22 protein-coding genes are annotated in these 21,890 nt (G+C 40.4%); 8 read left to right on the plus strand and 14 right to left on the minus strand.

What is annotated here, in order from left to right; all coding sequences use genetic code 11:
• Positions 1–119: 119 nt before the first annotated feature.
• Genes rseP through DCO56_RS02655 form a run of 3 tightly spaced genes read right to left on the minus strand, consistent with a single transcriptional unit; the run spans position 120 to position 3,440 of the window.
• Positions 120–1,445, minus strand: coding sequence for an RIP metalloprotease RseP (rseP, locus tag DCO56_RS02645; RefSeq protein ID WP_108632194.1), 1,326 nt, complete (start codon positions 1,443–1,445; stop codon positions 120–122).
• A 15-nt stretch (positions 1,446–1,460) separates the two neighbouring features.
• The gene (locus tag DCO56_RS02650) at positions 1,461–2,618 is read right to left on the minus strand and encodes a 1-deoxy-D-xylulose-5-phosphate reductoisomerase (RefSeq protein ID WP_108632195.1); all 1,158 of its coding nucleotides are present in this window, start codon (positions 2,616–2,618) and stop codon (positions 1,461–1,463) included.
• A 15-nt stretch (positions 2,619–2,633) separates the two neighbouring features.
• Positions 2,634–3,440, minus strand: coding sequence for a beta-carotene 15,15'-monooxygenase (locus DCO56_RS02655; protein WP_108632196.1), 807 nt, complete (start codon positions 3,438–3,440; stop codon positions 2,634–2,636).
• A gap of 379 nt (positions 3,441–3,819) precedes the next feature.
• Between DCO56_RS02655 and DCO56_RS02660 the strand changes: the two genes are divergently transcribed.
• Entirely contained in the window at positions 3,820–4,572 is a 753-nt protein-coding gene (locus DCO56_RS02660; RefSeq protein WP_108632197.1) for a hypothetical protein, read from the plus strand.
• 326 nt (positions 4,573–4,898) lie between these two features.
• On the opposite strand, the gene DCO56_RS02665 is transcribed toward DCO56_RS02660, so the two are convergent.
• Together DCO56_RS02665 and dinB are read right to left on the minus strand one after the other, a co-directional pair.
• Entirely contained in the window at positions 4,899–7,025 is a 2,127-nt protein-coding gene (locus DCO56_RS02665; protein WP_108632198.1) for a S9 family peptidase, read from the minus strand.
• 138 nt (positions 7,026–7,163) lie between these two features.
• A complete protein-coding gene (gene dinB, locus DCO56_RS02670) occupies positions 7,164–8,261 on the minus strand; it encodes a DNA polymerase IV (protein WP_108632199.1) in 1,098 nt (365 codons plus the stop codon).
• A 291-nt stretch (positions 8,262–8,552) separates the two neighbouring features.
• Between dinB and DCO56_RS02675 the strand changes: the two genes are divergently transcribed.
• Positions 8,553–8,957 (plus strand): hypothetical protein, encoded by a 405-nt coding sequence (locus tag DCO56_RS02675; RefSeq protein ID WP_108632200.1) that lies wholly within the window; start codon positions 8,553–8,555, stop codon positions 8,955–8,957.
• 22 nt (positions 8,958–8,979) lie between these two features.
• On the opposite strand, the gene DCO56_RS02680 is transcribed toward DCO56_RS02675, so the two are convergent.
• From DCO56_RS02680 to DCO56_RS02700, 4 genes are all read right to left on the minus strand, one after another.
• Entirely contained in the window at positions 8,980–9,933 is a 954-nt protein-coding gene (locus tag DCO56_RS02680; RefSeq protein WP_108632201.1) for an MBL fold metallo-hydrolase, read from the minus strand.
• Between the two features lie 4 nt (positions 9,934–9,937).
• On the minus strand, positions 9,938–10,519 hold the full coding sequence (coaE, locus tag DCO56_RS02685; RefSeq protein WP_108632202.1) for a dephospho-CoA kinase: 582 nt from the start codon (positions 10,517–10,519) through the stop codon (positions 9,938–9,940).
• Positions 10,520–10,528: 9 nt separating this feature from the next.
• On the minus strand, positions 10,529–11,479 hold the full coding sequence (locus tag DCO56_RS02690) for a CdaR family protein (protein ID WP_108632203.1): 951 nt from the start codon (positions 11,477–11,479) through the stop codon (positions 10,529–10,531).
• Between the two features lie 495 nt (positions 11,480–11,974).
• Positions 11,975–12,979 carry a BtrH N-terminal domain-containing protein gene (locus tag DCO56_RS02700; RefSeq protein ID WP_108632205.1) on the minus strand — a complete coding sequence of 335 codons (1,005 nt, stop codon included), beginning with the start codon at positions 12,977–12,979 and terminating at the stop codon, positions 11,975–11,977.
• A gap of 45 nt (positions 12,980–13,024) precedes the next feature.
• On the opposite strand from DCO56_RS02700, the gene DCO56_RS29005 reads away from it, so the two are divergent.
• The 4 genes from DCO56_RS29005 to DCO56_RS02715 all read left to right on the plus strand — a co-directional run bounded on the left by DCO56_RS29005 (position 13,025) and on the right by DCO56_RS02715 (position 14,970).
• Entirely contained in the window at positions 13,025–13,207 is a 183-nt protein-coding gene (locus DCO56_RS29005) for a hypothetical protein (protein ID WP_146190964.1), read from the plus strand.
• Between the two features lie 173 nt (positions 13,208–13,380).
• On the plus strand, positions 13,381–13,575 hold the full coding sequence (locus DCO56_RS02705; protein WP_108632206.1) for a hypothetical protein: 195 nt from the start codon (positions 13,381–13,383) through the stop codon (positions 13,573–13,575).
• Entirely contained in the window at positions 13,575–13,847 is a 273-nt protein-coding gene (locus DCO56_RS02710) for a type II toxin-antitoxin system YafQ family toxin (protein ID WP_108632207.1), read from the plus strand. Before DCO56_RS02705 ends, DCO56_RS02710 begins: the two co-directional genes overlap by 1 nt.
• Before the next feature lie 487 nt (positions 13,848–14,334).
• Complete coding sequence (locus DCO56_RS02715; protein ID WP_108632208.1) at positions 14,335–14,970, plus strand: hypothetical protein; 636 nt, start codon at positions 14,335–14,337, stop codon at positions 14,968–14,970.
• Between the two features lie 56 nt (positions 14,971–15,026).
• Here DCO56_RS02715 and yajC read toward each other — a convergent pair whose 3' ends face one another.
• Genes yajC through DCO56_RS02735 form a run of 4 tightly spaced genes read right to left on the minus strand, consistent with a single transcriptional unit; the run spans position 15,027 to position 17,937 of the window.
• Complete coding sequence (gene yajC, locus DCO56_RS02720) at positions 15,027–15,347, minus strand: preprotein translocase subunit YajC (protein ID WP_108632209.1); 321 nt, start codon at positions 15,345–15,347, stop codon at positions 15,027–15,029.
• A gap of 26 nt (positions 15,348–15,373) precedes the next feature.
• Positions 15,374–15,835 carry a DUF1573 domain-containing protein gene (locus DCO56_RS02725; protein ID WP_108632210.1) on the minus strand — a complete coding sequence of 154 codons (462 nt, stop codon included), beginning with the start codon at positions 15,833–15,835 and terminating at the stop codon, positions 15,374–15,376.
• Positions 15,836–15,849: 14 nt separating this feature from the next.
• Positions 15,850–16,797 carry a transcription antitermination factor NusB gene (nusB, locus tag DCO56_RS02730; RefSeq protein WP_108632211.1) on the minus strand — a complete coding sequence of 316 codons (948 nt, stop codon included), beginning with the start codon at positions 16,795–16,797 and terminating at the stop codon, positions 15,850–15,852.
• A 60-nt stretch (positions 16,798–16,857) separates the two neighbouring features.
• On the minus strand, positions 16,858–17,937 hold the full coding sequence (locus DCO56_RS02735) for a Glu/Leu/Phe/Val family dehydrogenase (RefSeq protein WP_108632212.1): 1,080 nt from the start codon (positions 17,935–17,937) through the stop codon (positions 16,858–16,860).
• A gap of 181 nt (positions 17,938–18,118) precedes the next feature.
• Here DCO56_RS02735 and DCO56_RS02740 point away from each other — a divergent pair, with 181 nt between their 5' ends.
• Entirely contained in the window at positions 18,119–19,900 is a 1,782-nt protein-coding gene (locus tag DCO56_RS02740) for an ABC transporter ATP-binding protein (RefSeq protein ID WP_108632213.1), read from the plus strand.
• 138 nt (positions 19,901–20,038) lie between these two features.
• Positions 20,039–20,383: a magnetosome magnetite crystal formation protein family gene (locus DCO56_RS02745; protein ID WP_108632214.1), complete on the plus strand. Its 345-nt coding sequence runs from the start codon at positions 20,039–20,041 to the stop codon at positions 20,381–20,383.
• A 129-nt stretch (positions 20,384–20,512) separates the two neighbouring features.
• Here DCO56_RS02745 and DCO56_RS02750 read toward each other — a convergent pair whose 3' ends face one another.
• On the minus strand, positions 20,513–21,757 hold the full coding sequence (locus tag DCO56_RS02750) for an MFS transporter (RefSeq protein ID WP_108632215.1): 1,245 nt from the start codon (positions 21,755–21,757) through the stop codon (positions 20,513–20,515).
• Positions 21,758–21,890: the final 133 nt, after the last annotated feature.

Consider the following 21,890-nt stretch of genomic DNA (forward strand, 5'->3'; position numbering starts at 1 on the left):
TATATTTTTTGTTTTCAGCAATATACGTCAGCAGTTAATGGATCTTGGCTTATTACAACGACAAGATCGCCTGGAATATTCCTATTAATGATGGTGTTCCATCACAGCCATGCGTCAATCTATTTGAACAACTTGAAAATATCATTTCCGAATATAAACACCATCAGGCCCAAAAGGATAAAGAATCCGACCATTTGTGCTTTTTCTAGAAATTTTTCACTCAGCGGCTTGCCTTGAATCATCTCGATCAGTAAGAATACAACGTGACCACCATCCAGTGCTGGAATAGGTAACAAATTCATAAACGCAAGAGCCATTGAAAGCATACCAACCAAAGACCAGAACCGAATCCAATCTACTTCAGTGCCGAACAGTGTAGCAATACCGATAGGTCCAGATAGCGCTTTATCAGCACGCACCTCCCCTTTGAAGATTTTACCGAATCCTTTCGCATTATCCGTGATTACCGTAAATGCTTTTTTAGCACCGATCGGAAAAGCTTCCATAAGTGTATAATGCGTTGTAAACGACTTGATCGAATTATCATGATTGACACTGATACCCAACATCGCATCCGCTGGTACATTTCCTTTTAGGGAAACCTCCGCTCCCGCACGGATTACTTTGATGGCAACAGGTTTATTGATATTTGCTTTAACTAATGTTCTGAATTGATCAAAGAAAGGTACCGGAGTGTCATTTAGAGCAACAATACTATCTCCTTTAACGAAGCCCATCTTGCTGGCCACGGATCCCGGAGCCACCTGTGCCACACTTGTTGTTTTAAAACGAGGTTCAATAAACTTCTCCCCCTTTTTATCGGACAAGGTATTCAATAAGTCTGCTGGAACCTTGATTTCTTTTGTCGCGCCATCACGTTCTACCGTAAGAGCCACACCGCCCATCAATACTTTCGAACTGATTAACTCGGAGTAATTTTCAACGCGTTGCCCATCTATTGCGACGACTTTATCACCGGCCTTAAGACCGATAGATTCACCGATAGATCCCGGTACGATACCGTTTACCAATTGATCCATCTTGACATCTGTATTGCCCATTTTGAAGGTCAACATCCAAAAGACAAGAATACCTACGACAATATTGACAATAATACCACCCAACATCACAATCAGACGTTGCCATGCCGGTTTGGAGCGGAACTCCCAAGGCTGCGGCTCGCCCTTCAACTGTTCAGTATCCATTGACTCGTCGATCATACCGGCAATCTTGACATAGCCACCCAAAGGCAACCAGCCTATACCATACTCACAGCCTTTATAATTGAATTTAAACAACTTCACTCCCCATGCATCAAAGAACAAATAGAATTTCTCCACTTTAATGCCAAATGCACGTGCTGCTAAAAAATGTCCTAACTCATGTAGAACAATTAAAATTGACAAGCCTAAAATCACTTGTCCGACCATAATTAAAACACCCATGTATGCTTTCTATATTTAATCTTTGATTATTTCTTTTGTTATTAACCGCGCCAACCGATCAGTTTCTAAATAGTCTTCCAGTGCCGGATTAGCTATAAATTCCACTCTATCCAAGGTACGCTCGATCACATCGCTCATTTCCAGAAAGCCGATTTTATCGTCTAAAAAAGCGCCTACAACGACCTCATTAGCGGCGTTCAGTATACAGGATTTATTTCCGCCCGCACGAAGTGTTGCGTAAGCCAGTGCCAAGTTACGAAACGTTTCCATATCCGCTTTTTCAAAATGAAGCGTTGGATAGTCCATAAAATTGAACCGTTCGAAATTATTTTCAAATCGGGCAGGATAAGTCAATGCGTATTGAATAGGCAACTTCATATCCGGTACCCCCATTTGTGCTTTCATCGAACCATCTTTAAATTGGACCAGGGAGTGCACAATTGACTGAGGATGTACGATAACATCCACCTGATCAATGGCAAGATCGAAAAGCCATTTTGCTTCGATTACTTCCAATCCCTTATTCATCAATGAAGCGGAATCTATCGTAATTTTTGCTCCCATAGACCAATTGGGATGTTTTAAGGCCTGTGCTTTCGTTACCTGTAACAGTTCATCCCGTTTTCTCCCGCGAAAGGGCCCCCCAGAGGCAGTCACGTAAATTTTCTCAATCGGATTTTGGTCCTCGCCGACCAGACATTGGAAGATTGCCGAATGTTCAGAATCTACAGGTAACATATTGACACCATATTCTTTGACCAGGGCCATGATCAGCTCCCCTGCGACCACAAGGGTCTCCTTATTGGCAAGGGCAATATCTTTCCCGGCTCGGATGGCCGTTACAGTAGGTTTTAATCCTGCAGAACCAACAATCGCATTTAAAACAATAGCAATTTCGGCATATTGCACCGCCTCGATCAGGCCCTCTTCACCGTATAAGACAGCCGTCTCCTGAGATGCCAAGGCTTCTTTAACTTTTTTATATTGGATCGGATCGGTCACAACGACCGATTTTGGTTTAAACTCTAACGCTTGTTTGATCAATAATTCGCCATTGCTGCCGCAAGTCAGAACAACTGCCTCAAACTTATCCGAAAAGGCTCTAATAACATCCAAGGCTTGTGTACCGACACTACCCGTTGCCCCTAAAATGGCAATTCCTTTTTTACTCAAAACCTTCTCTCTTTATTAAAATATATTATTCAAAATCTTCGGATCCTCTCCACCGTGGTAGTCCGACATCATTTCCCGGTAAGCAACCGAGACAACAATACAAGCCAAAGGTACCACTAAGAACGAGCTCACAAGGTTCAAAATAATAAAAATTATGTAATATTCTAAATAATTAAAATACATCTGCAGTAATTGAAAAAAAGCAAATACTGCTAAGATCAATAATAATTTGAATACATTTCCTTTGGTCAACGCAAAACTAAAGCGTAATGACTTAAAGGTTCCCGCATGTTTATCAATGATAAAGAAAGGGTAAAACGCTACACGAATAATCAAAATAAAAGTCAGTATTGCTGCTACGAAAACTACAAAAACAGTAAACTTACCCATGATTTCAGCACGATTTTCGCCATTTTCAAATAAATACAAAAACGGAAGCGATACTGCTCCCAATAGCATCAATAACGCAATAGACATTACCATGATACTCAGCATGGCGCCGAAAAAACAAGCTAATTCTTTTGAACTTGGTATGCAATGGATCAATTTTTTATCCTCGTTACCATCGATGAGATTGAGGATATATTTAAACAAAGTAAGATTCAGTCCAAAATACATTACCATAAAAAAGAAGGCCATAAAACCACTCAGTACCACATTAAAATCACTGATCGTCGTGGCCAAAAAATTAGATAAACCAGAGGTTACAAACAGTAAAAAACACAAGCCAGCAACCGAAAAATAATGCTTTTTCAGTAGCTCCAACGACCTATTAAAAACTTCATTTACGGCAAAAGTACTTTCCTTTAGGAATTGAATCATTTTTTCTTTGAATAAACTTTTACAAAGATGCCATTATTTTTAATTTTCAACAATTTACACCCACATAAAATTGACATTTTTTAAGTTTTTTAACATCCTATTCAATCGAAGTATTTTTTACCACCTTCGTATGCTCGGCTATATTTCAATCCCTGTAAAAATCGGTTCCCGATAAGGGGCGATAAAATTCACAAAAACTCTAGGCTGTCCGTGCTCTCAGTAAATATCCGGGGATTTTTCCTATTTTAGAATATTCGGATAAAATCATTTATCGCTTCAGCGAGATGATGCGATCTACCAGAATCATGCTGTTGCCCGAAACAAGCAAACGGCCGAAAATAAATTAAAGCAAAATCACTATAAGATACACCCAACAAGAATGGAAACAGAAGATCCTTATCGTCACATGGAATTTGAAGAATTTCAGCTTTTAAAAACACCCCAGGAGCTTCATAAATTAGCGTCACAATGTTTTTTCTACATCCAACAATGGATCGTTGAGAGCCCATTTTGTAGTGAGGCTACTGCCCTAATGCTATTCTGGAATAACTATCCTTTTGAAGCTATTCGTCGAAGCTGGAAAACAAGGAAAGGAACTGACGAAAACTTTGACATTATAAAAACAGTTATAAACAACTCTGAAAAAGGGTTTTATCTCAAAACAGACATCCGTTACGATCCTGCTGAAAAAATTGCACAAGCTCAAAAAATACCAGCGGCCGTCTTGCAGGCAAGCCAAGGAGAGGAACCCTATATTTATTTAGAAGAGACGGAAGTTCATAGCTGGTTTGGAGAACATCTGATCAATCAGATCAGGCGGGCTGATAGCACCATTGAATTGTTCAACATTGCCGTCTTATTGAAACATCGCGAATTCGACGTATATCAAACCGTAATCGAACATAAATACTGTGATAAAGCAATTGCTCTTATGGTCTATTGGCTGCTTGAAAGGTATTCGACCTTGGCATTATATGCTGAAGATTGGCCGGAAATAAGGCCTATTTTGGAAAATATTATTGATAAGCTCGAACGAAATGAATATCCGGAGATTTTAAGTTATGATCCGATCAAAGAAGTAAATCCCATTAAATGGCAGATTCCCGATTACTTATTTAACAGAATCAACTAACTTTTGGGCTGCAATTTCCTAGCCTGTTTTATCTCCTCAATCCTTTGGTAATACAATTTCCTTTGCCTTTGTTTATGAAAAGGATCAACCGTAAAATAAATGAACAATAGGATGACGAGTGCAGATAATAAGGCAGCAATATACATCAGCCAAGTAAAAATAACTTTCATTTCCTTTGAATTTAATCAGTCAAAATAGTAAAGCAAATTTTAGACAGACAACATGAACTTTGAGCAACTATCTTACCTGATATCCAAAGACTATCCTATAAAAAAACACGCGATTTAGCTTAACCGCGTGTTTTTTCTGTAATTACAGCCAACAACCTACTTAAACTCCTTTGGAAGCGGTTTTTCCAATAAATATTGGTAATAGAAACGCGCACGCTCATTAAAGTCATATTTACTTTTTGAACGGTTAAATCCATGACGGCTGCCCGGATAGATCATCAATTCAAAAGGTACGCTTCGATCTGTTAATTTATCAACCAGTTGAGTCGTATTCTGCAAATGAACATTGTCATCCATATCGCCATGCATGATACGTAATACACCTTTGTAATTGTCTGTATAGGTCAATACGGATCCCGCTTTGTAACCATCAGGATTATCCTGCGGCGTATCCATCCAACGTTCGGTATAATGCGTATCGTATAATTCCCAAGAAGTTACCGGTGCACCGGCAATACCAAAGTCAAATACATCGGCCGCTTTCGTCATCGCCAGACAGGTCATATAGCCACCGTAGCTATGGCCTGTGATCAATACTTTGTTTTTAGCTACCCAAGACTGAGATTTCAACCATTTTACGATGGTAGAATAATCGATAATTTCCCAATGTCCCAGATTACGGTGCATATAAGCTACGCCTTGTTTACCGAAGTGGCCAGAAGCCCTGTGATCCGCGGATACCTGGATAACACCTTCATTCGCCCAATACTGATTGCCTGTACCTTTCCAGGTATCCTTTACAGTACCCGCATCCGGACCACCATAGATACTGAAAACAACTGGATAAGTTTTCGATTTGTCAAAATCCGTAGGATACGTGATCGTCAGTGGCAAATCAAATAGACCGTCATCTGATTTGATATGTAAATATTCTGTTTTACCGTAGGTGTATGAACTAAAGTCCGCAGCTTTGCTATCCGCCAGTTGACGTACCACTTTGCCCTGATTATCCACTAAAGCAAAACGGTCCGGTGTGCTCACATTAGAATACCGGGTGATAAAATACTTGCCATCAGGTGATACGTTGACATCATGTGAATATTCACCAAAGGTCAAACGTTTCAGATTTTTACCCGAGTAATCTACGCGGTACAGATCAAAACGGGCCGAATTTTCCTTACGTGCGGTAAAATAAAGCACTTTATTTTTCTCGTCTATCCGTTTGATTTCGGTCACCTGCCAATCGCCAGATGTAATCGGATTTACTAAAGTGCCATCCAACTTATACAGGTAATAATGTGCCCAGCCCGTTTTATCCGATTTTAAAATGTAATACTTGTTGTCGGCAAGGTAAGTAATACGCTCATCATGATCCAGGTTGATCCATGAAGACTGCCGTTCATCGTAAATTTCCTTTTTCGAGCCTTTATTTGGATCCACCTGGTAGAATTTCAGGTTGTTCTGATCCCTGTTCATCCATTGCACCATGATATTTTTACTATCAAAAGCCCAATATGGCTGCCCGAAATACTGATCATCCTTCTCATTGAAATCCGCCCAAGTTACCTTGCCCCCGTTCAGCTGCACGATACCCATTTTAACTTCAGGATTGGGATCACCCGCTTTCGGATAACGGGTCTCTTCGAGATAACCATGCTGTCCTTTGGATGAATAAATAGGGAACATAGGTACTTTGGTATCATCAAAACGCATAAAAGCGATTTTTTTGCTATCCGGAGACCACCAAAAAGCTTTATAATTTGTCGAACGACCCAAAATTTCCTCGTAGTAAACCCAAGAAGACCAGCCGTTGTAGATGACATCAGTACCGTCGTTGGTATATTGTGCTTCTTTTCCCGTATTTACTTCCACGCTATACAAGTTGCTTTTGCGTGTGAAGGCCACATATTGACCATCTGGCGATAAAGTTGGATTCTGTTCGGCAATCTCGGGTGAATTGGTCAGTTTTTTTGCTGTTCCAGAGCCATTTTTGATAAAAATATCATTATTCTCAACATAGACCACAGTCCCCTCTTTTGCTGGAATAGTATAGATACTTCTCTTGCCCGATTTGACATCGACCTGATAGAGCCGGCTATCGTTGACATCATTTTCGAGATAAGCAGCTCCATCCGCCCAGCCCGGATATTGATTTGTGCGCACGGTCAAAGACTGTTTCTGTCCCCAGGATTGCGCAAAATCCAATTTTTTCTGCGCAAAAGTCAGATCATGCACAAAAAACACAATAGATGCGCCTAAGAGCACTCTTGATACTGTATTCATTAATTCTTGGATATGTTTATTAATTATTTCAGCTAAGATAAAGAATTGCGATAAATAACAACGATTTTACCTGTAACAAGCTTATTCAGTCCGATACTTGTCAGATGACCATTCTTTAAATGGGGAGAATTTTACAGCCTACCGATAATTTTCAAAAAGAGCAAGCTGCACACCTTCTTTTGGAAAATCGGTCTCTTCGACGAAATTAGAAATTGAAATGCCAAGCAGCCGCACCTTATTGGCTAAAGAAATCTTACTCAACAGACTATGGGCTGTCGCATAGATTTTCTCTTCGGAATCAAAACTTGTATCCAGTGTAAGGCTCCGTGTCAGCTGCACGAAATCAGCATACTTAAGTTTCAGCGTTAATGTCCTGCCCGATATTTCCTTTTTTCCGATACGCTCCCAAAGCTGTCTACTCAGTCTCTGAAGAATGGCGTTCAGTTCTTCAAAAGTTTCGATATCAGCCTCAAAAGTATCCTCTATTCCGACCGATTTACTGCTCCGATTGGGGGTGACAGGCCGGTCGTCTATGCCGCGGACAATACGGTAAAAAAAATGTCCGGTCTTACCAAACCAACGCACCAGATCGTCCTCACGCTGTTTTTTGAGGTCCATACCTGTAAACAAACCCAACTCGTGCATTTTCTTGGCCGTCACCTTACCCACACCAAAGAATTTCTCTACCGGTAAGGATTCCATAAATTTCAGGATCTTTGAAGGACCGATAAATGTGAGGCCGTTGGGTTTATCCATATCGGAAGCAATCTTTGCAACGAATTTATTAACGGAAACTCCGGCAGAGACAGTCAGATTAAGTTCTTCCTTAATCGCGGTTTTAATCGCCCTCGCGATGTCAATAGCTGAACCGATACCCTGTTTGTCCATCGTTACATCCAGAAAGGCCTCATCCAGCGACAAAGGTTCAATCAAGTCAGTATACCGCTGAAAGATTTCCCGGATCTGATAGGAAACCTGTTTATAAACATCAAACCGCGGGCGGGTAAATATGATATCCGGGCAGAGCTGAAGTGCTTTACGGGAGCTCATGGCAGATTTTACCCCAAATTTGCGGGCTTCGTAACTCGCTGTCGCCACGACACCCCGTCCATCTGGCGAACCACCTACCGCGATAGCCTTACCCCGGTATTCCGGAAAATCCCGCTGTTCCACAGATGCATAAAAAGCATCCATATCCAGATGGATAATCTTGCGGTATGTTTGGGGTGAATCCATTATCCAAATTTACAAAAATTAGCAGGAATCAAGACAATTTGCAATCAAATACTAATATAATTAGCTCACTTAACCAATTATCAGGCAGTTAATATTTTAATCGTATAATTAGCTTTTTGTTTGTCAATTTCTCAACCCGCTATAATTGGCCGAGTTCTTGTGAGAATAGATTTTCAGTTAAAACCGTTTCAATGTGCCTAAAATATAGAATGGACATGAATAACTTGAAGTGACAGTATCGTTGGATAAAATGAAAAGAAAATAATACAGTAAAAACTAGCGTAAAAAATTATGGAAAATTTACCGGAACAAAAAAAGACTAAATCAGGATTTAAGAAACTTCTATTTATTCTGTTGCTCTTTTTGTTAGTAGGCTTTGGGTCTTATGGTTACTGGAAATACTATTACGTCTTTGGTGAAGGCGTAAAATCAGGTTATCTAAATTTTGCTGTCAAAAAAGGCAATATATTTAAAACCTATGAAGGAAAGCTCATTCAGGAAGGATTTGGCAGTGCCAAGACAGGCGGAATTGCCAGCAATCAATTCGAATTTTCCATCGAAGATGACTCGATATTCCACCAGCTTGAACTAAATAGCGGTAAATATTTTGACCTTCGGTACAAAGAGTACCATGGCGTATTGCCCTGGCGTGGCAATACGGTATATGTAGTTGACAAGATCATTAATATGAAATGATGAAGGAGGGTATCCCCTCCTTTTATGCTGAGTGCACATCTCTTACAGTTAACTGTTCTCCAAAATAGCTTTTGAGTATCGTGCCATCACCATGCAATGTCCACACTTCCCGTGGAGCAACCAGCTTAATGTAATGCAAGATATCGTTCCAGTCCACATGATCCGATATATACAACTCAATATCATTCTGTGCCTGTAGCCGCTTCCATCCGGAGGCAAAGGCACGCAATACTTTTGTCGCCCTAAAATAACTGTTGAAAGTCATGGGCGGCACCAGATAAACCTTATTCTGTTCACCCTGCTTCATTTCTCTGCGGTTGTAAGGTTCATAGCTCATTTTTTTAAGCCCATGCTCATCATATAGGCGATGATAAGGCAATATTCCACTGTGTACCAACACCCTTCTTTCCGGGCAGTACCTATTGATCAGATCCGTCACCCGTTGCGCTTTACCAAGCACGTAAGTTCCCAATAGAATATTACTTGCATGTCCCTCAAGTTTCTTGATCTCTGCAATGGGGTCGGGATGGATGATCTCCGGATTTGCGAACGTACTCTCAGTGATCAACACATCAGCCTGTTGCAACTCGATGGGTTCACAGGTCTCATCAGGCTGCAGTTTATAGTCACCCGTATACAAATAACGTACCCCCTTGTATTCCATTAAGATCTGTGCCGAGCCCAAGATATGACCTGCGGGTAGAAAAGTAATTTCCACCGGACCTATTTTAAAAGTGCCGTTAAATAACTTGACCTGGTAGGAATCCTTGCGATTCTGCCTATAGCGATAGCTCATAAACAATGCTGTCCCATTGGTACAATAGACATAATCATGTCCTGAACTGGCGTGATCGCCATGGGCATGTGACACCACATTATGCGCTACAGGGCTACCCGCATCGATAAAAAAGTCGCCATAACGGCAATAATACCCTTCCGGTTTTCTGACCAGAAAGTCAGACAATATGATAGACATATATTTATTTTAGAAATTTCTGATGCAATGTCCACACTTGCGGTAGTAGTGGAGTGATTCCATCGTTAACGATGACGAAGTCCGCAAGCTGCAATTTTTCCTCGTCAGACAATTGTTTGTTAATGCGCTCGCGTACCTGTTGTTCGGTTGCGCCATCCCGCTCGATGACACGTTGTATACGAATATCCATTGGAGCAGTGACCAATATGGTATAATCTAGGTCTTTATAGGAGCCGCTTTCAAAAAGCAGCGCAGCCTCTTTAAGGGAATAACGTGTCGTCTGGCGCTCGGCCCAATCTTTCGCTTCCTGAATGACAATCGGGTGTACAATGCTATTTAACAGTTCCAGTTTTTCCTTATCCGAAAAAACCATATCGGCAAGGAAAGCCCGATCCAACCGGCCCTCCTTGTACGTTGCTTCCCCAAACTGCTCAATCAATTTCTCTTTGATCCTTGCATCGGAATTCATCAGTCTTTTGGCTTCTTCATCAGCATTATAGACCGGTATCCCCAAGGCTTCAAAAAGCTTGCAGATAAACGTTTTTCCGGAACCTATTCCGCCTGTTATTCCTATCTTCAGTCCCATTTTATCACACTATTTTCGTACAAAGAAGTCCACATTTTGTGGCACAACACTGATAATCTTACAGTAATCCGGCACCTTGGTCAGCAGTATCGGCAGGTATTGCACCTCATTCTTTTCCCAGTCTGCCAGATCTACCACCGCCTCAAAATCACGGGATGTATAATTGTTATAATCCTTGACCGACATCAGTACCGTGATCACCACTTTACTGGGATTGGGCCTTACGGAACTATAACGCTGTCCATTTTCAACCTTTACAGGCAGTTCAATAACCTTCTCCGTCAACTCCCCTACGGGCATTAGCACCTCCACGGATGTGGGATAAACATTGATATTTCCCTTTTGATTGCGGGCGAGATTGGCCACCGTGCGCACATCAGTTTCCACCTCTTTTCCACGAACAGTATCTGTTTCCCAATATTCAATGGTCGAAACATCCTCGTATGGTCCTGTTATGGTCACGTATGCAGGTGTTACTTTAGTATCAGCGATAACACCATATCCCTTTTTAAATAAGATATTGGACAATGGCTTTACAGGAACCTTGCGCTGTGTTTGTTTTGAGAAATCGAAAAACAGGGTATCAGGGCTCACCGACACCACACGTTGTTCATGTGGAAACTGGCGGTTGATAAATCCTAGCTGATTAGAAAATACGATCCAATCTTTTGTTTTCAAAGAGCTGAGGTCCACCTGCACCTTGGGTGTTTCCAATGCCGCTTTCGAAAAGAGGAATTGCCATCCCGTCATCTCGAGCTTTACTTTGACCGTGTCCGATTGTTGTGGGTGAAACGCACGTTTCTCCGGCAGGTTGACATATTCTATCGCAGCCTTGACAGATACTGTATATTGGTTGGAAATTGAAAACAACAACCAAGCCAGCAACGAAATTGCAACACAACGCACAAAGGTGTTAATCTTGCGCCGTTGGGTCTTATTTAGTCGAACTGCATTTGCCATGTTACAAACTTAATCAATTTGCGTAAAAATCAGTTACAGCATTCATTTTTATCTGAAACATTGTCATTCCATAATAACATAAATCATGTGTAATACTTTGATCAAGTGCAGTTTTTAGCCATTTTGGTTTTGTGATGTTCAACGACATAATGAGCTGCTTCAATAATTTTGTAATCCTATCGGATTTCGATTCGATATAAACTTTGCATAACTTCCAATCATTATATAATCGACTTTCGATTGTTCGAGATTTCTCCAAAAGTTCCATATCTCCTCCTCAAATATATCCATAGACTATTTTTAGGAAAGGGTTTATGTAGAATTTTAACCTTTTTAAGCGTTTGCTGATTTTGTAAAGACGCATAGTCATTTCAGGTCGTTCTTTATATGTACGGCTAAGACCTTTTTTCAATAAATCAATCTCAGTTTCGCCAGATGACGGAGAGGGATTTTCTTTGTTACTATGTATTATAAACTTAGTTAAAAACTATCTCTTTACAAAGATGCACCACGATCTGGGTATCCATTTAACGTACCCAACCGCTCCATCACCTTTTTCTCCTTCGTCGCCAGAATTTTGAGTGTTTCTGAAGCTTGTTGTATATACTCAACCCGGGCTGTCTCACTGATTTGATAAAATAAGTCTGAAACGGATTTCCATAACAAAGCTATTTCCACAAATTCTTGATGTGCCTCATGAAGTTGCTCAATATGAAGCAGGTCATAACCTTCCTTTAGAAAATCGCGATATAAATTTCTGAACAGCGCACCTCCTGTACCCGCTCTTTCCATAAGATTGGCAGCCATTTTAAATTCGGTGGCTATATCCTTACTCCTATTAAACCATTTTATAAGCTCCTGACTTGTCTTCACAATCCCCCTGTAAGAAATATTTGTAATGGGCGGATTGAGATATTCGTTTGCATTATTGACTATAGCGGAAATGACGGATTTTTTTAAGTCATAGTCTTCACTCTTTCGCTGTATGGTGTAGTATAAGTTATTGGAAGCCATTGGCCCTTTCTCCGCCCTAGCCAAAGCTAGACTATCGAGCGAGGTTTTGACTTTCCCACCTTGCTGTCTGGTATCGACCAAAAAAGCATTTTGATTGTCATAACCATAAATCGCCACATAATGCCCAGCGAAATGGAACGGATTGGTGAAATACTCAAGGTAGTAGGCATCAAGTTTGAGCCCGACGATTTGCCCCTTATCCAAAAGCTGTTTGACCTGTTGCCAGGCCTTTGTTTTCGAGGTAGTTTCCCTTACAGAAAGGGCGAGATTGAGGTTTTTACAGAGATTCTTTGTCAACAGATCAGTCTTGATGCGTCCACCCAAAAAAGGAAAATCCATTGTTTTCATATTCCAATAGATAAAACTAAGTCCCTCCCCGAGCCCAAAAAGCATGGGTTCGGAAAGTTCAATTCCAAGTTGCCGCAGTAACGTTCCGGTGGCTGTAGTTTCACAATGTTGTCCGTCAAACGCTTTTAGATTGCTCATGATTTTTTCTTTTGCTTAAAATTAACCGTATAAACTGACATCTCTATGTCAACAGGTGAAATGAGATTGCGGGAAAATAGCTATGCCAACAAAAAAGCTGATTACACCACAACAATTAATCAAACATGTTTAAATACTGATACAATACAAGACACTCTTTATCATTGGTTTATAAACGAGCAATCTAACATAGCAGCTTTCAGAAAAAACAGTTTATTATGGAATTAAATATACACTAAACAAAACTGAAATTCTGCCAAATTGATAAAGTGAACATTTTAAAAAACATCGCTATTCAACTAATCTCGTTACTACTATAGTAGATCTATTTAAAATCATAATTCGCGCCATCATATTTTATTTTTTGTAACTTTGATATAGCATCACAAACAAGAGTAAAGATGGAAATTACAGTAAAAATAGACAAACGGAGCAAACAAGCAAAAGCTTTTTACGAATACCTTAAAACGCTACCTTTTGTAGAAATTCAAGAGCCTCGGTACAATAAAGAAACTGAACAGGCGATAAAAGACGCCAAATCCGGTAAAACATCAGAAATATCACTTACAGATTTCAGAAAGGAGCTTTTTTCATAGTGTATACATTAGAGCAAACCGGTCAGTTCAAAAAAGACATCAAATTAGCAAAAAAACGTGGTTTTGATATGGGGCTACTTAATGAGCTAGTTACCACTTTGGTTGAACAAGGTGTGCTTTCACAAAAATATAAGCCCCATAAGTTAACTGGTAATTATAAAGGCTTTTGGGAATGCCATATTCAGCCAGATTGGCTGCTGATATGGGAACAAAATGAAACCATTAAACTTGTTACACTTACAAGGACAGGTACTCATAGTGACCTGTTTTAGCTCCCCTACGTATTAGCTATGGCTCCAATAATATAGCAAGCGACCAGGCATTTTCCCAAAAATACATCAAGACAGCAAGTATCGTCAATACGGTCAGTCTCTTGTCTCGAGCGTCAATATTTATCTTCATAATTGAACACATAAGCCATTAAGTTGCAAAAAATTATTTTCAATAGTAACGCTTTCAATTTTACCTAGGTTGATGATTCCTAAAGCCAAAATCACTTTTGAAGGTCAAAGTATCTATGGCAATGATCTTCGTAGTGTCCGATACAAGCTAACAATTGCTTCATACCAACTTCTCTATTAATAGGGTAAATACAGGGGTGTAACAGGGGGTTAACAGGGGTATAACAGGGGTAAATCCCTATTAACTCCTTATTAATATGCTGTAAAAATAGTGTTACTTCACTTTTAATTCAGAATTTGGTATTAACTTGGTAATAAGTTAGATACCAGCAATTATAAACATTAGTAAAATAAGACTATGGCGATTTTACAAAACGGGCCTAATGGTCCAATTACCGGAAAATTTGGCTCTGTCAGCGCTTATATATTGAATGGCCAAAATGTTGTTCGCGGACCTAAAAGGAAACGTACATCTCCTCCAAGCGAGTCAGAACTTCTAAATAGGAAAAAGCAAAAAGTTGCCGGAAGATTTGCCGGTGACAATCGAGGGATACTTGATTTTGGTTACAAGTTTTTAGCGAAAAAAGGAAGTCGGATAGGTGCTTTCCAATTGGCTCAGCGCCATATTTTTAAGGAAGCCCTGGAATTGGATTCGGAGGGCAATCCTTTTGTCAATCCCGAGAAACTGATCGTATTTGCAGGACAGTTGATGCCATTGACCAGTTGCGAAGTTAGCCTTCACGGCGACGTGATAGACTTTAAATGGGCTTCTAATGCACACTATGAAGATAGCATCTACAAAATCAATATCGCACTGGTCGGTTTGTATGGGGAGTCTCATTTGAGAACTTCGATCGCTGAAGTAAGACAGGGGGCTTGCTCATTACAATTTGATGGAATAAGTCGAAAAAACCACGATTACCATGTGTATGCTGGTATATGGGATACCTTGTACGACAACTTTTCAAATTCCATCTATTGTGGGGTAATATAAAATAAACAAAGCCAGTCCCTTTTGGAGACTGGCTTTCAATTTTTTAAAGAAAAACCTTATGATGTGCTTTTCTCCGTTGCATTAGCGGCTTTTGAAGCATCTAAAGCAATGGCAGACTTGTCAAAACGAATTCTCACGCCTGAACCTACATCAACCAAGAAAGTTGTGTCAGATACCTCTACGATGCGTCCGTGGATACCTGCAGTGGTAACAATTTTAGAGTTTACACCCAATTCTTCAATGTATTTCTTATGGTCTTTTTGCTTCTTCATTTGAGGTCTGATCATGAAGAAATAAAATACCACAATGATCAAAACCATTGGTAAAAAACTCATCATGTTACTTCCGCCTGCCGCTTGTAATAATACTGTATTCATCTGTTATTATATCGTTTAATAATGTGTTATTTCGCTAATACTTCACCCTTTAACTGGACGGTCGTCATACTATTGGAAGCATTTGATTGGATCGTGATGATCTTTTGCTGCTTACCTACCTGTCCCTCACTCTTGAAAGTCACATGGATATCCGATGTTCCTCCCGGTAAAATGGGGCTTTTTGAAAACTCAGGTTGAGTACAACCACAAGAAGCGGTCACTTTGGACAAAATAACCGGCGCATCACCTGTATTCTTCAATACGAACGTGTGTTTCACTTCTGCACCTTCTTTGACCTGGCCAAAATCGAAAGCCGATTCGGCAAATTCTACTTTACCCAATTGTGCCGCAGCTTTAGAAAGACTGTCTGTGGCTACTGCCTCAGTTCCTGTCTTAGCCGTTTCTGCTTGTCCTTTTTGGGAATTTCCACAAGAAAAGAAAAGCACCGATGCCAAAGCTAAGACCGAATATTTACTAAAGTTCTTCATTTGTTGATTGATCTTTAATCCCTTAAACCACGACCTGCCTTCTGGATTCTTCCCTGTTGGTTCAGGTCGCTTAATATTTTATCTAAGATACCGTTAATAAATGTATTACTTTTCAATGTACTGAATACCTTAGAGATTTCAATATACTCATTTATTGTCACTTTCACTGGAATAGATGGAAAATTCACCAATTCACATATTGCCATACGCATCAACAAGGTATCCATCAAAGCAATACGATCTGACTCCCAGTTCTTGGTCTTATCTGAGATCAGTTTCTGATACTCATTTGTATTGCGAATTGTCTTACCCAACAAGGCAATCACATAATCGCTGTCATCATTCCAGTTTTGGGTGATTTCAGCAAGTTTGTTTTTACGCGGATCTTCTGAACTGAAGTTCTTAAAAGTTTTCGCGATCAATGCTTGCAACACTTCTTTATCGACAGGCCAGTTGATAAATTTCTCCTCAAAAACCTGCTCGATAACCGGTGATTTCAAAATGATCTTTTTAAAGATATGCTTAATGATATCTTTTTCCGTACCGATAGAACGGTCCTCCTGCTGTAAATATTCCAAATAAGCCTCAGAATCCTTTAGCTGCAAAAATACCGTACGCACGATCTCCGGGTCAAAGCTCCATGAAATCTTATATTTTTTGACTCCCTCGGCATATTGCGGATTTTGTCTCAATGACTCAATAAAAGTATTTGTACTTAACTTGGTCGTTAAGGACAAGTCTTTTTCAGTCGGCAAAAACTTGTTGGCTCTGCCTTCTGCGTCTATCAATACATAATCGGATACCTCATCCAATAGATTTAGTGTCCAGATATACATCTCGTAGACCTCATCCACATTTTTTAATAGTGCTTTTTCAAATGTTTTGATGTCTTTGTCTTCTGTAAGACTGTACGCATAAAGCGTTTGCACTACTTTTACCCTCAGGTGTCTCCTGTTTAACATAGTAATTTTAAAGAACGATTTTTTATAAACTAATAAATAAGAACGATTTTGGGAAGAAGACTATCTCTTGATTTTTTTAATATCTTGGATACGTTTCTCCGCAATGCGATTTGCCGCTTCAAAAGTAGAGATATTCTCCTCTTTTGATTTTTTCAACACGTCTCTGGTCGCATTATATATGTTTTTGATCACAAATTCTGTGTGATCCACTCCATAATTCTGAATTTCTGAATAACAGCTGATCAACGCACCTGCATTGATTAAATAGTCCGGTGCATACAATATACCTCGCTCATGAAGAATTGTACTTGTGGTTACCTCATCTTTCAGCTGGTTATTTGCCGAACCGGCAATTATTTTACATTGCATTTTTTGCGCCGATTCCGGATTTACCGTACCGCCCAATGCACAAGGAGAATAGACATCAAACTCATGATCGAATACTTCGTTGTATGGGATCGGCTCGGCTTTGTATTTCGCCGCCACCTTAAGCATTTTCTCCTCGGTAATATCACTCACGTAAACACGTGCATTTTCTTCACGCAACATGGCGATCAATCGCTCACCAACGCTACCTACGCCGTGTACAATAACTTTTTTGCCTGCCACACTCTCCGATCCATACAACTCTTTCAAGCAAGCTTTAATACCGAAATAAACACCTTGGGCTGCAAAAATTGATGTATCGCCAACCCCACTGCCGTGAATCGCTTTTGGCAAACCGGCAACATGGTCAGTCTCCGTATAAATATATTCTAAATCACGCTGTGTCGTACCTACGTCCAAAGAAGCAATGAAATTACCGTTCAATCCTTCAATAAATTGGCCCAAACGGCGCAATAAAACCTCAGATTTGTCCAAACGGCTATTACCGATAATAACAGCACTTCCGCCACCTAAGTTCAATCCGGTGATCGCGGATTTATAGGTAATGGCCTTGGATAAACGTAAAGCATCCTCAATAGCTTCTTCTGTCGTTTCGTATGGCAACATACGAACCCCTCCTATTGCCGGACCCAATGTGGTATCATGGATCGCAACAATAGCTTTTAAGCCCACTAATTCATCATTACAGAAAAATAAGTTTTGATGGCCAGACTGGCTCATCAATTCAAAAATAGAATTTTGAGATGTTGACATAAAATGTACTACTCTAATTTGTTTTAATTTTTTAAGGTACTTGATGCAAAAGTAGGAAAATTATTCGTTGTGCATAATATCTTTTTTTATCCAAGACTTAACATTTGATTTCCCAATGACAGTAATTTCATCGAAATATAAAGCAGAGTTGACGAATTAGTCCTATTTTTGTACCCATAATATGAAGGATCTCGCCTACTTAAATAAGTACTTTTATAAATACCGCTGGAAACTGATTCCGGGGGTGATTTTCGTTATCATTTCCAATTACTTTGGGGTACTCCCCGCTAAAGTAATTCGCGAAGCGTTTGACTTGGTACAAGAAAATATCTACCTCTATCGGCTATTCGATGGTTTTGACAGACAGGAACTTATTTACAAAGTATTTGGCACGAGCCTGCTATTCTTTGGTTTTGTCGTCCTGTTGCTCTCGCTCTTGCGCGGTATTTTCCTGTTCTTTATGCGGCAGACCATTATTCTGACCTCCCGGTATATCGAGTATGATCTTAAGAATGAGATTTACAACCACTATCAGGAGCTGAATTTCGGTTTTTTCCGCAAAAACAATACAGGTGATCTGATGAGCCGTGCAACAGAGGATGTCAACCAGGTCCGTAATTATCTGGGGCCGGCCATAATGTATGCCATTAATACTGTGGTCCTGTCCATTATGGTCATCTATGCCATGTATAGCGTCAATGGAAGGCTTGCGACGTATGCGTTGGCACCGATACCTGTCTTATCGGTCATCATCCTTTTTGTCAATAAAATCATCAATAAGCGCAGCTTAAAAATCCAAAAACAGCTGGCAAACCTGTCCTCTTTTGTTCAGGAAACATTTGCAGGTATCCGTGTCATCAAGACCTATACCCGGGAGCAGAACAAAATGCAGGCTTTTGAAAAGGAAAGTACGATTTACCGCAACACAGCACTGGATCTGGTTAAGGTACAGGCTGTTTTCTTTCCGCTTATCTTATTGCTGATCGGTCTCAGCACCGTCATCACCATCTATATCGGCGGTATTGAAGTTGCCAAGGGAACGGTCACTGCCGGAAACATCGCCGAATTTATTATCTATGTCAATCAATTGACCTTTCCGGCCATGTCTTTAGCATGGGTGACCTCGCTGGTACAACGTGCCGCGGCATCACAAAAACGGATCAATGAGTTCCTTGAAACCCAATCGCCGATTGCCAATGGTCAAATAGATAAAGAAATCGCAGGTGAAATCAAGGTGGACAATATTTCATTCACCTATCCTGAAACGGGTATTCAAGCCATTAAAAATATATCCTTCCAGGTTCCTATCGGAAAAACATTGGCTATTATTGGAAAAACTGGCTCCGGAAAATCTACGCTGGCCAACCTACTGCTACGCATGTATGATATAGACGAAGGCAATATTCAATACGACGGTATCGCATTAAAAGATCTCAATTTCAAAAATCTACGTCAGCAAATTGGCTTTGTCCCTCAGGATGTATTCTTATTTTCAGATACAATTGCCAATAACATCGGTTTCGGACTGGATCATTTCACGCAGGAACAGATCGAACAGGCGGCCAAGGACGCAGCCGTGTATGACAATATCATCGCTTTTGACGAAGGCTTTGAAACGGCTGTGGGAGAGCGTGGTATCACGCTTTCGGGCGGTCAAAAACAACGGGTTTCCATCGCCAGAGCACTGGTAAAAGAACCAAACGTATTGATCTTTGATGACTGCTTATCTGCCGTGGACACCAAAACCGAGGAAACCATCTTACGCTCATTAAGTCGCATCATGAAGGGCAAAACCTGTATTTTTATTGCCCACCGGATTTCGACCATCAAAAATGCAGACCATATCCTTGTCATGGATCAGGGTGAAATTGTCGAACAGGGCACACACCTTGAACTAATGGAGAAAAGAGGTGAATACTTTGAACTCCATGAAAAACAACTGCTGGAAAGCGTGGAAGGATAAGCTCAGGAGTCAAAAAATCATAGCGGTAACACTGCAAAAAATTAAATATCCCTGAATTCAGCTAATGAAAACGGGGATTATCTCTTCTACATTTGCCTTATACATTTTTTATAGCAAACTTTTTATTGTATAAGTATCATGGAGAGAAACCAAGTGCAGAGCACATCATCAAATGACGGTAAGACCGTTGCTATCATTTCTTATTTAACCCTAATTGGTCTGATTGCAGCCATCATCATGAACAATAAGGAAAAGACTTCTTTAGGTCAGTTCCACATCAGACAGAGTATCGGTATTACCGTCACAGGAATTGCATTGGGCCTATTGCGCTTTATCCCCGGTATCGGTGAAATAATCATGAGTGCTGTTGGTATAATTTTGCTTATCGCTCTTATATTAGGTTTGATTGCGGCATTCTCGGGTGAGAAAAAAGCCCTTCCTTTTATTGGAGAAAAATATCAGCAATGGTTTGATATGGTTTAATCAGATCTTATTTAGCCCCTATTTTAGAAAAAAGGCTGTTCAAAAAACTAGCATGAACCTCAAAAGTAAGATAAATACTTTTGACGGCCAGTTCAGACTTTGAGTAGCCTTTTTTATTACTGTGTCAGATCACTTGATACCCCCTGCTGTCTGTAACATTTTTTCTTCTTTGAAAAAAACAGCGAACAGGAGTAGACAGAAAAATGAAATTCCAGCCGGTATAAACCATAGGTATTCCCAGAATTGTTCGGCATAAGCCACTTTGAGATAATCAGAAACCCCACCGGCAACCCAGAACCCGATCAGCATCCCCACACCATACATGGCAATCGTGATCAGCCCCTGTGCCGAAGCTTTATATTTTTCACCAGCAATCCGATCGGTATAGATCTGTCCGACGACAAACATAAAGTCATAGCAGATTCCATGTAGAACGATTCCTAAGATAAGTAGAAAAGCCTTTTCCTGTCCATCCCCAAAAGCAAAGAACAGATACCGCAATGCCCATGCGGCAATGCCCAATAAAATCATTTTCTTATAGCCCAAACGTCTAAAGAAAAATGGAATCAACAGCAAACAGATCGCTTCTGAAAACTGCCCCAATGCCATTTTTGCGGTTGGATTTGCCATACCGACATTGACCAAAAAGGGGTTGGCATTTTGATAATAAAACGAAATCGGAATGCAGATCACTATGGCCGTAACAAAAAAGATCAAGAAACTCTTTTGTTTTAACAGCCCCAGCGCATCCAGCCCGATGGCTTTTCCAAAATCAAATTTTTCGTCTTTTACCCGTATCTGCGGTGGAGTTTTAGGAAGAAACAAGCTAAATAGCGCCAAAAGCACGGAACAGACAGCACCCATAATAAAGGTATTATGCAAGGCTCCCCGGCTTATTGCCTCGGGACTATCCCAGCGGAATAGATAGCTGATCACAAGACCTGAACAGATCCAGCCGATTGTTCCCCATACCCGGATTCCCGGGAAATACTTTTTTGCATCCGCGATATGTCGAAAAGCAATACCATTGGAAAGTGAAAGTGACGACATATAGGCCATAAAATAAACAAAGACGTAGGGGTAAAAATGGCTGGCATCGGGTGCTTGAGACATCCCATAAAGCAAAGCCGCCCCCAAGAGGTGTAAAACCGCGAGCACCCGCTCCGCATTAAAATAACGGTCTGCGACAAAACCAACAAAAAAAGGGGCAAATACTGCACCCAGCGACTGCGTAGAAAATATATTGGCAACTTCCATTCCCGATGCATTCAGGGATTTGATCAGATAGGTACCTAAAGTAACAAACCAGGCTCCTTTGATAAAATATTCCAAAAACATCATCAGGGATAACTGGAGGCGTAAGGTAAGCGTCATAACGGTTTAGAATTGTTTCTGTTTACGAATATATCATTTATTTCGAAGACATATCTATCGGGTAAGCAGGCCCTTTTGTAACGATCTGCTTACCGTAATCCCTTTTTTCTGTCATCAAATAGTTAACTTGAAG

The organism is Sphingobacterium athyrii, assembly GCF_003071065.1.
Classification (GTDB): Bacteria; Bacteroidota; Bacteroidia; order Sphingobacteriales; family Sphingobacteriaceae; genus Sphingobacterium; species Sphingobacterium athyrii.

Bases quoted from the DNA above. Each gene is read 5' to 3' on its own strand.
- dinB (WP_108632199.1), bottom strand. From the start codon at position 8,261: ATGGATTCACCCCAAACATACCGCAAGATTATCCATCTGGATATGGAT.
- DCO56_RS02700 (WP_108632205.1), bottom strand. From the start codon at position 12,979: ATGAGCAATCTAAAAGCGTTTGACGGACAACATTGTGAAACTACAGCC.
- DCO56_RS02735 (WP_108632212.1), bottom strand. From the start codon at position 17,937: ATGTCAACATCTCAAAATTCTATTTTTGAATTGATGAGCCAGTCTGGC.
- DCO56_RS02655 (WP_108632196.1), bottom strand. From the start codon at position 3,440: ATGATTCAATTCCTAAAGGAAAGTACTTTTGCCGTAAATGAAGTTTTT.
- DCO56_RS29005 (WP_146190964.1), top strand. From the start codon at position 13,025: ATGTCAACAGGTGAAATGAGATTGCGGGAAAATAGCTATGCCAACAAA.
- DCO56_RS02705 (WP_108632206.1), top strand. From the start codon at position 13,381: ATGGAAATTACAGTAAAAATAGACAAACGGAGCAAACAAGCAAAAGCT.
- coaE (WP_108632202.1), bottom strand. From the start codon at position 10,519: ATGGGACTGAAGATAGGAATAACAGGCGGAATAGGTTCCGGAAAAACG.
- DCO56_RS02675 (WP_108632200.1), top strand. From the start codon at position 8,553: ATGGAAAATTTACCGGAACAAAAAAAGACTAAATCAGGATTTAAGAAA.
- DCO56_RS02665 (WP_108632198.1), bottom strand. From the start codon at position 7,025: ATGAATACAGTATCAAGAGTGCTCTTAGGCGCATCTATTGTGTTTTTT.
- DCO56_RS02740 (WP_108632213.1), top strand. From the start codon at position 18,119: ATGAAGGATCTCGCCTACTTAAATAAGTACTTTTATAAATACCGCTGG.
- DCO56_RS02725 (WP_108632210.1), bottom strand. From the start codon at position 15,835: ATGAAGAACTTTAGTAAATATTCGGTCTTAGCTTTGGCATCGGTGCTT.
- DCO56_RS02750 (WP_108632215.1), bottom strand. From the start codon at position 21,757: ATGACGCTTACCTTACGCCTCCAGTTATCCCTGATGATGTTTTTGGAA.
- DCO56_RS02680 (WP_108632201.1), bottom strand. From the start codon at position 9,933: ATGTCTATCATATTGTCTGACTTTCTGGTCAGAAAACCGGAAGGGTAT.
- rseP (WP_108632194.1), bottom strand. From the start codon at position 1,445: ATGGGTGTTTTAATTATGGTCGGACAAGTGATTTTAGGCTTGTCAATT.
- yajC (WP_108632209.1), bottom strand. From the start codon at position 15,347: ATGAATACAGTATTATTACAAGCGGCAGGCGGAAGTAACATGATGAGT.
- DCO56_RS02660 (WP_108632197.1), top strand. From the start codon at position 3,820: ATGGAAACAGAAGATCCTTATCGTCACATGGAATTTGAAGAATTTCAG.
- DCO56_RS02745 (WP_108632214.1), top strand. From the start codon at position 20,039: ATGGAGAGAAACCAAGTGCAGAGCACATCATCAAATGACGGTAAGACC.
- DCO56_RS02715 (WP_108632208.1), top strand. From the start codon at position 14,335: ATGGCGATTTTACAAAACGGGCCTAATGGTCCAATTACCGGAAAATTT.
- DCO56_RS02690 (WP_108632203.1), bottom strand. From the start codon at position 11,479: ATGGCAAATGCAGTTCGACTAAATAAGACCCAACGGCGCAAGATTAAC.
- nusB (WP_108632211.1), bottom strand. From the start codon at position 16,797: ATGTTAAACAGGAGACACCTGAGGGTAAAAGTAGTGCAAACGCTTTAT.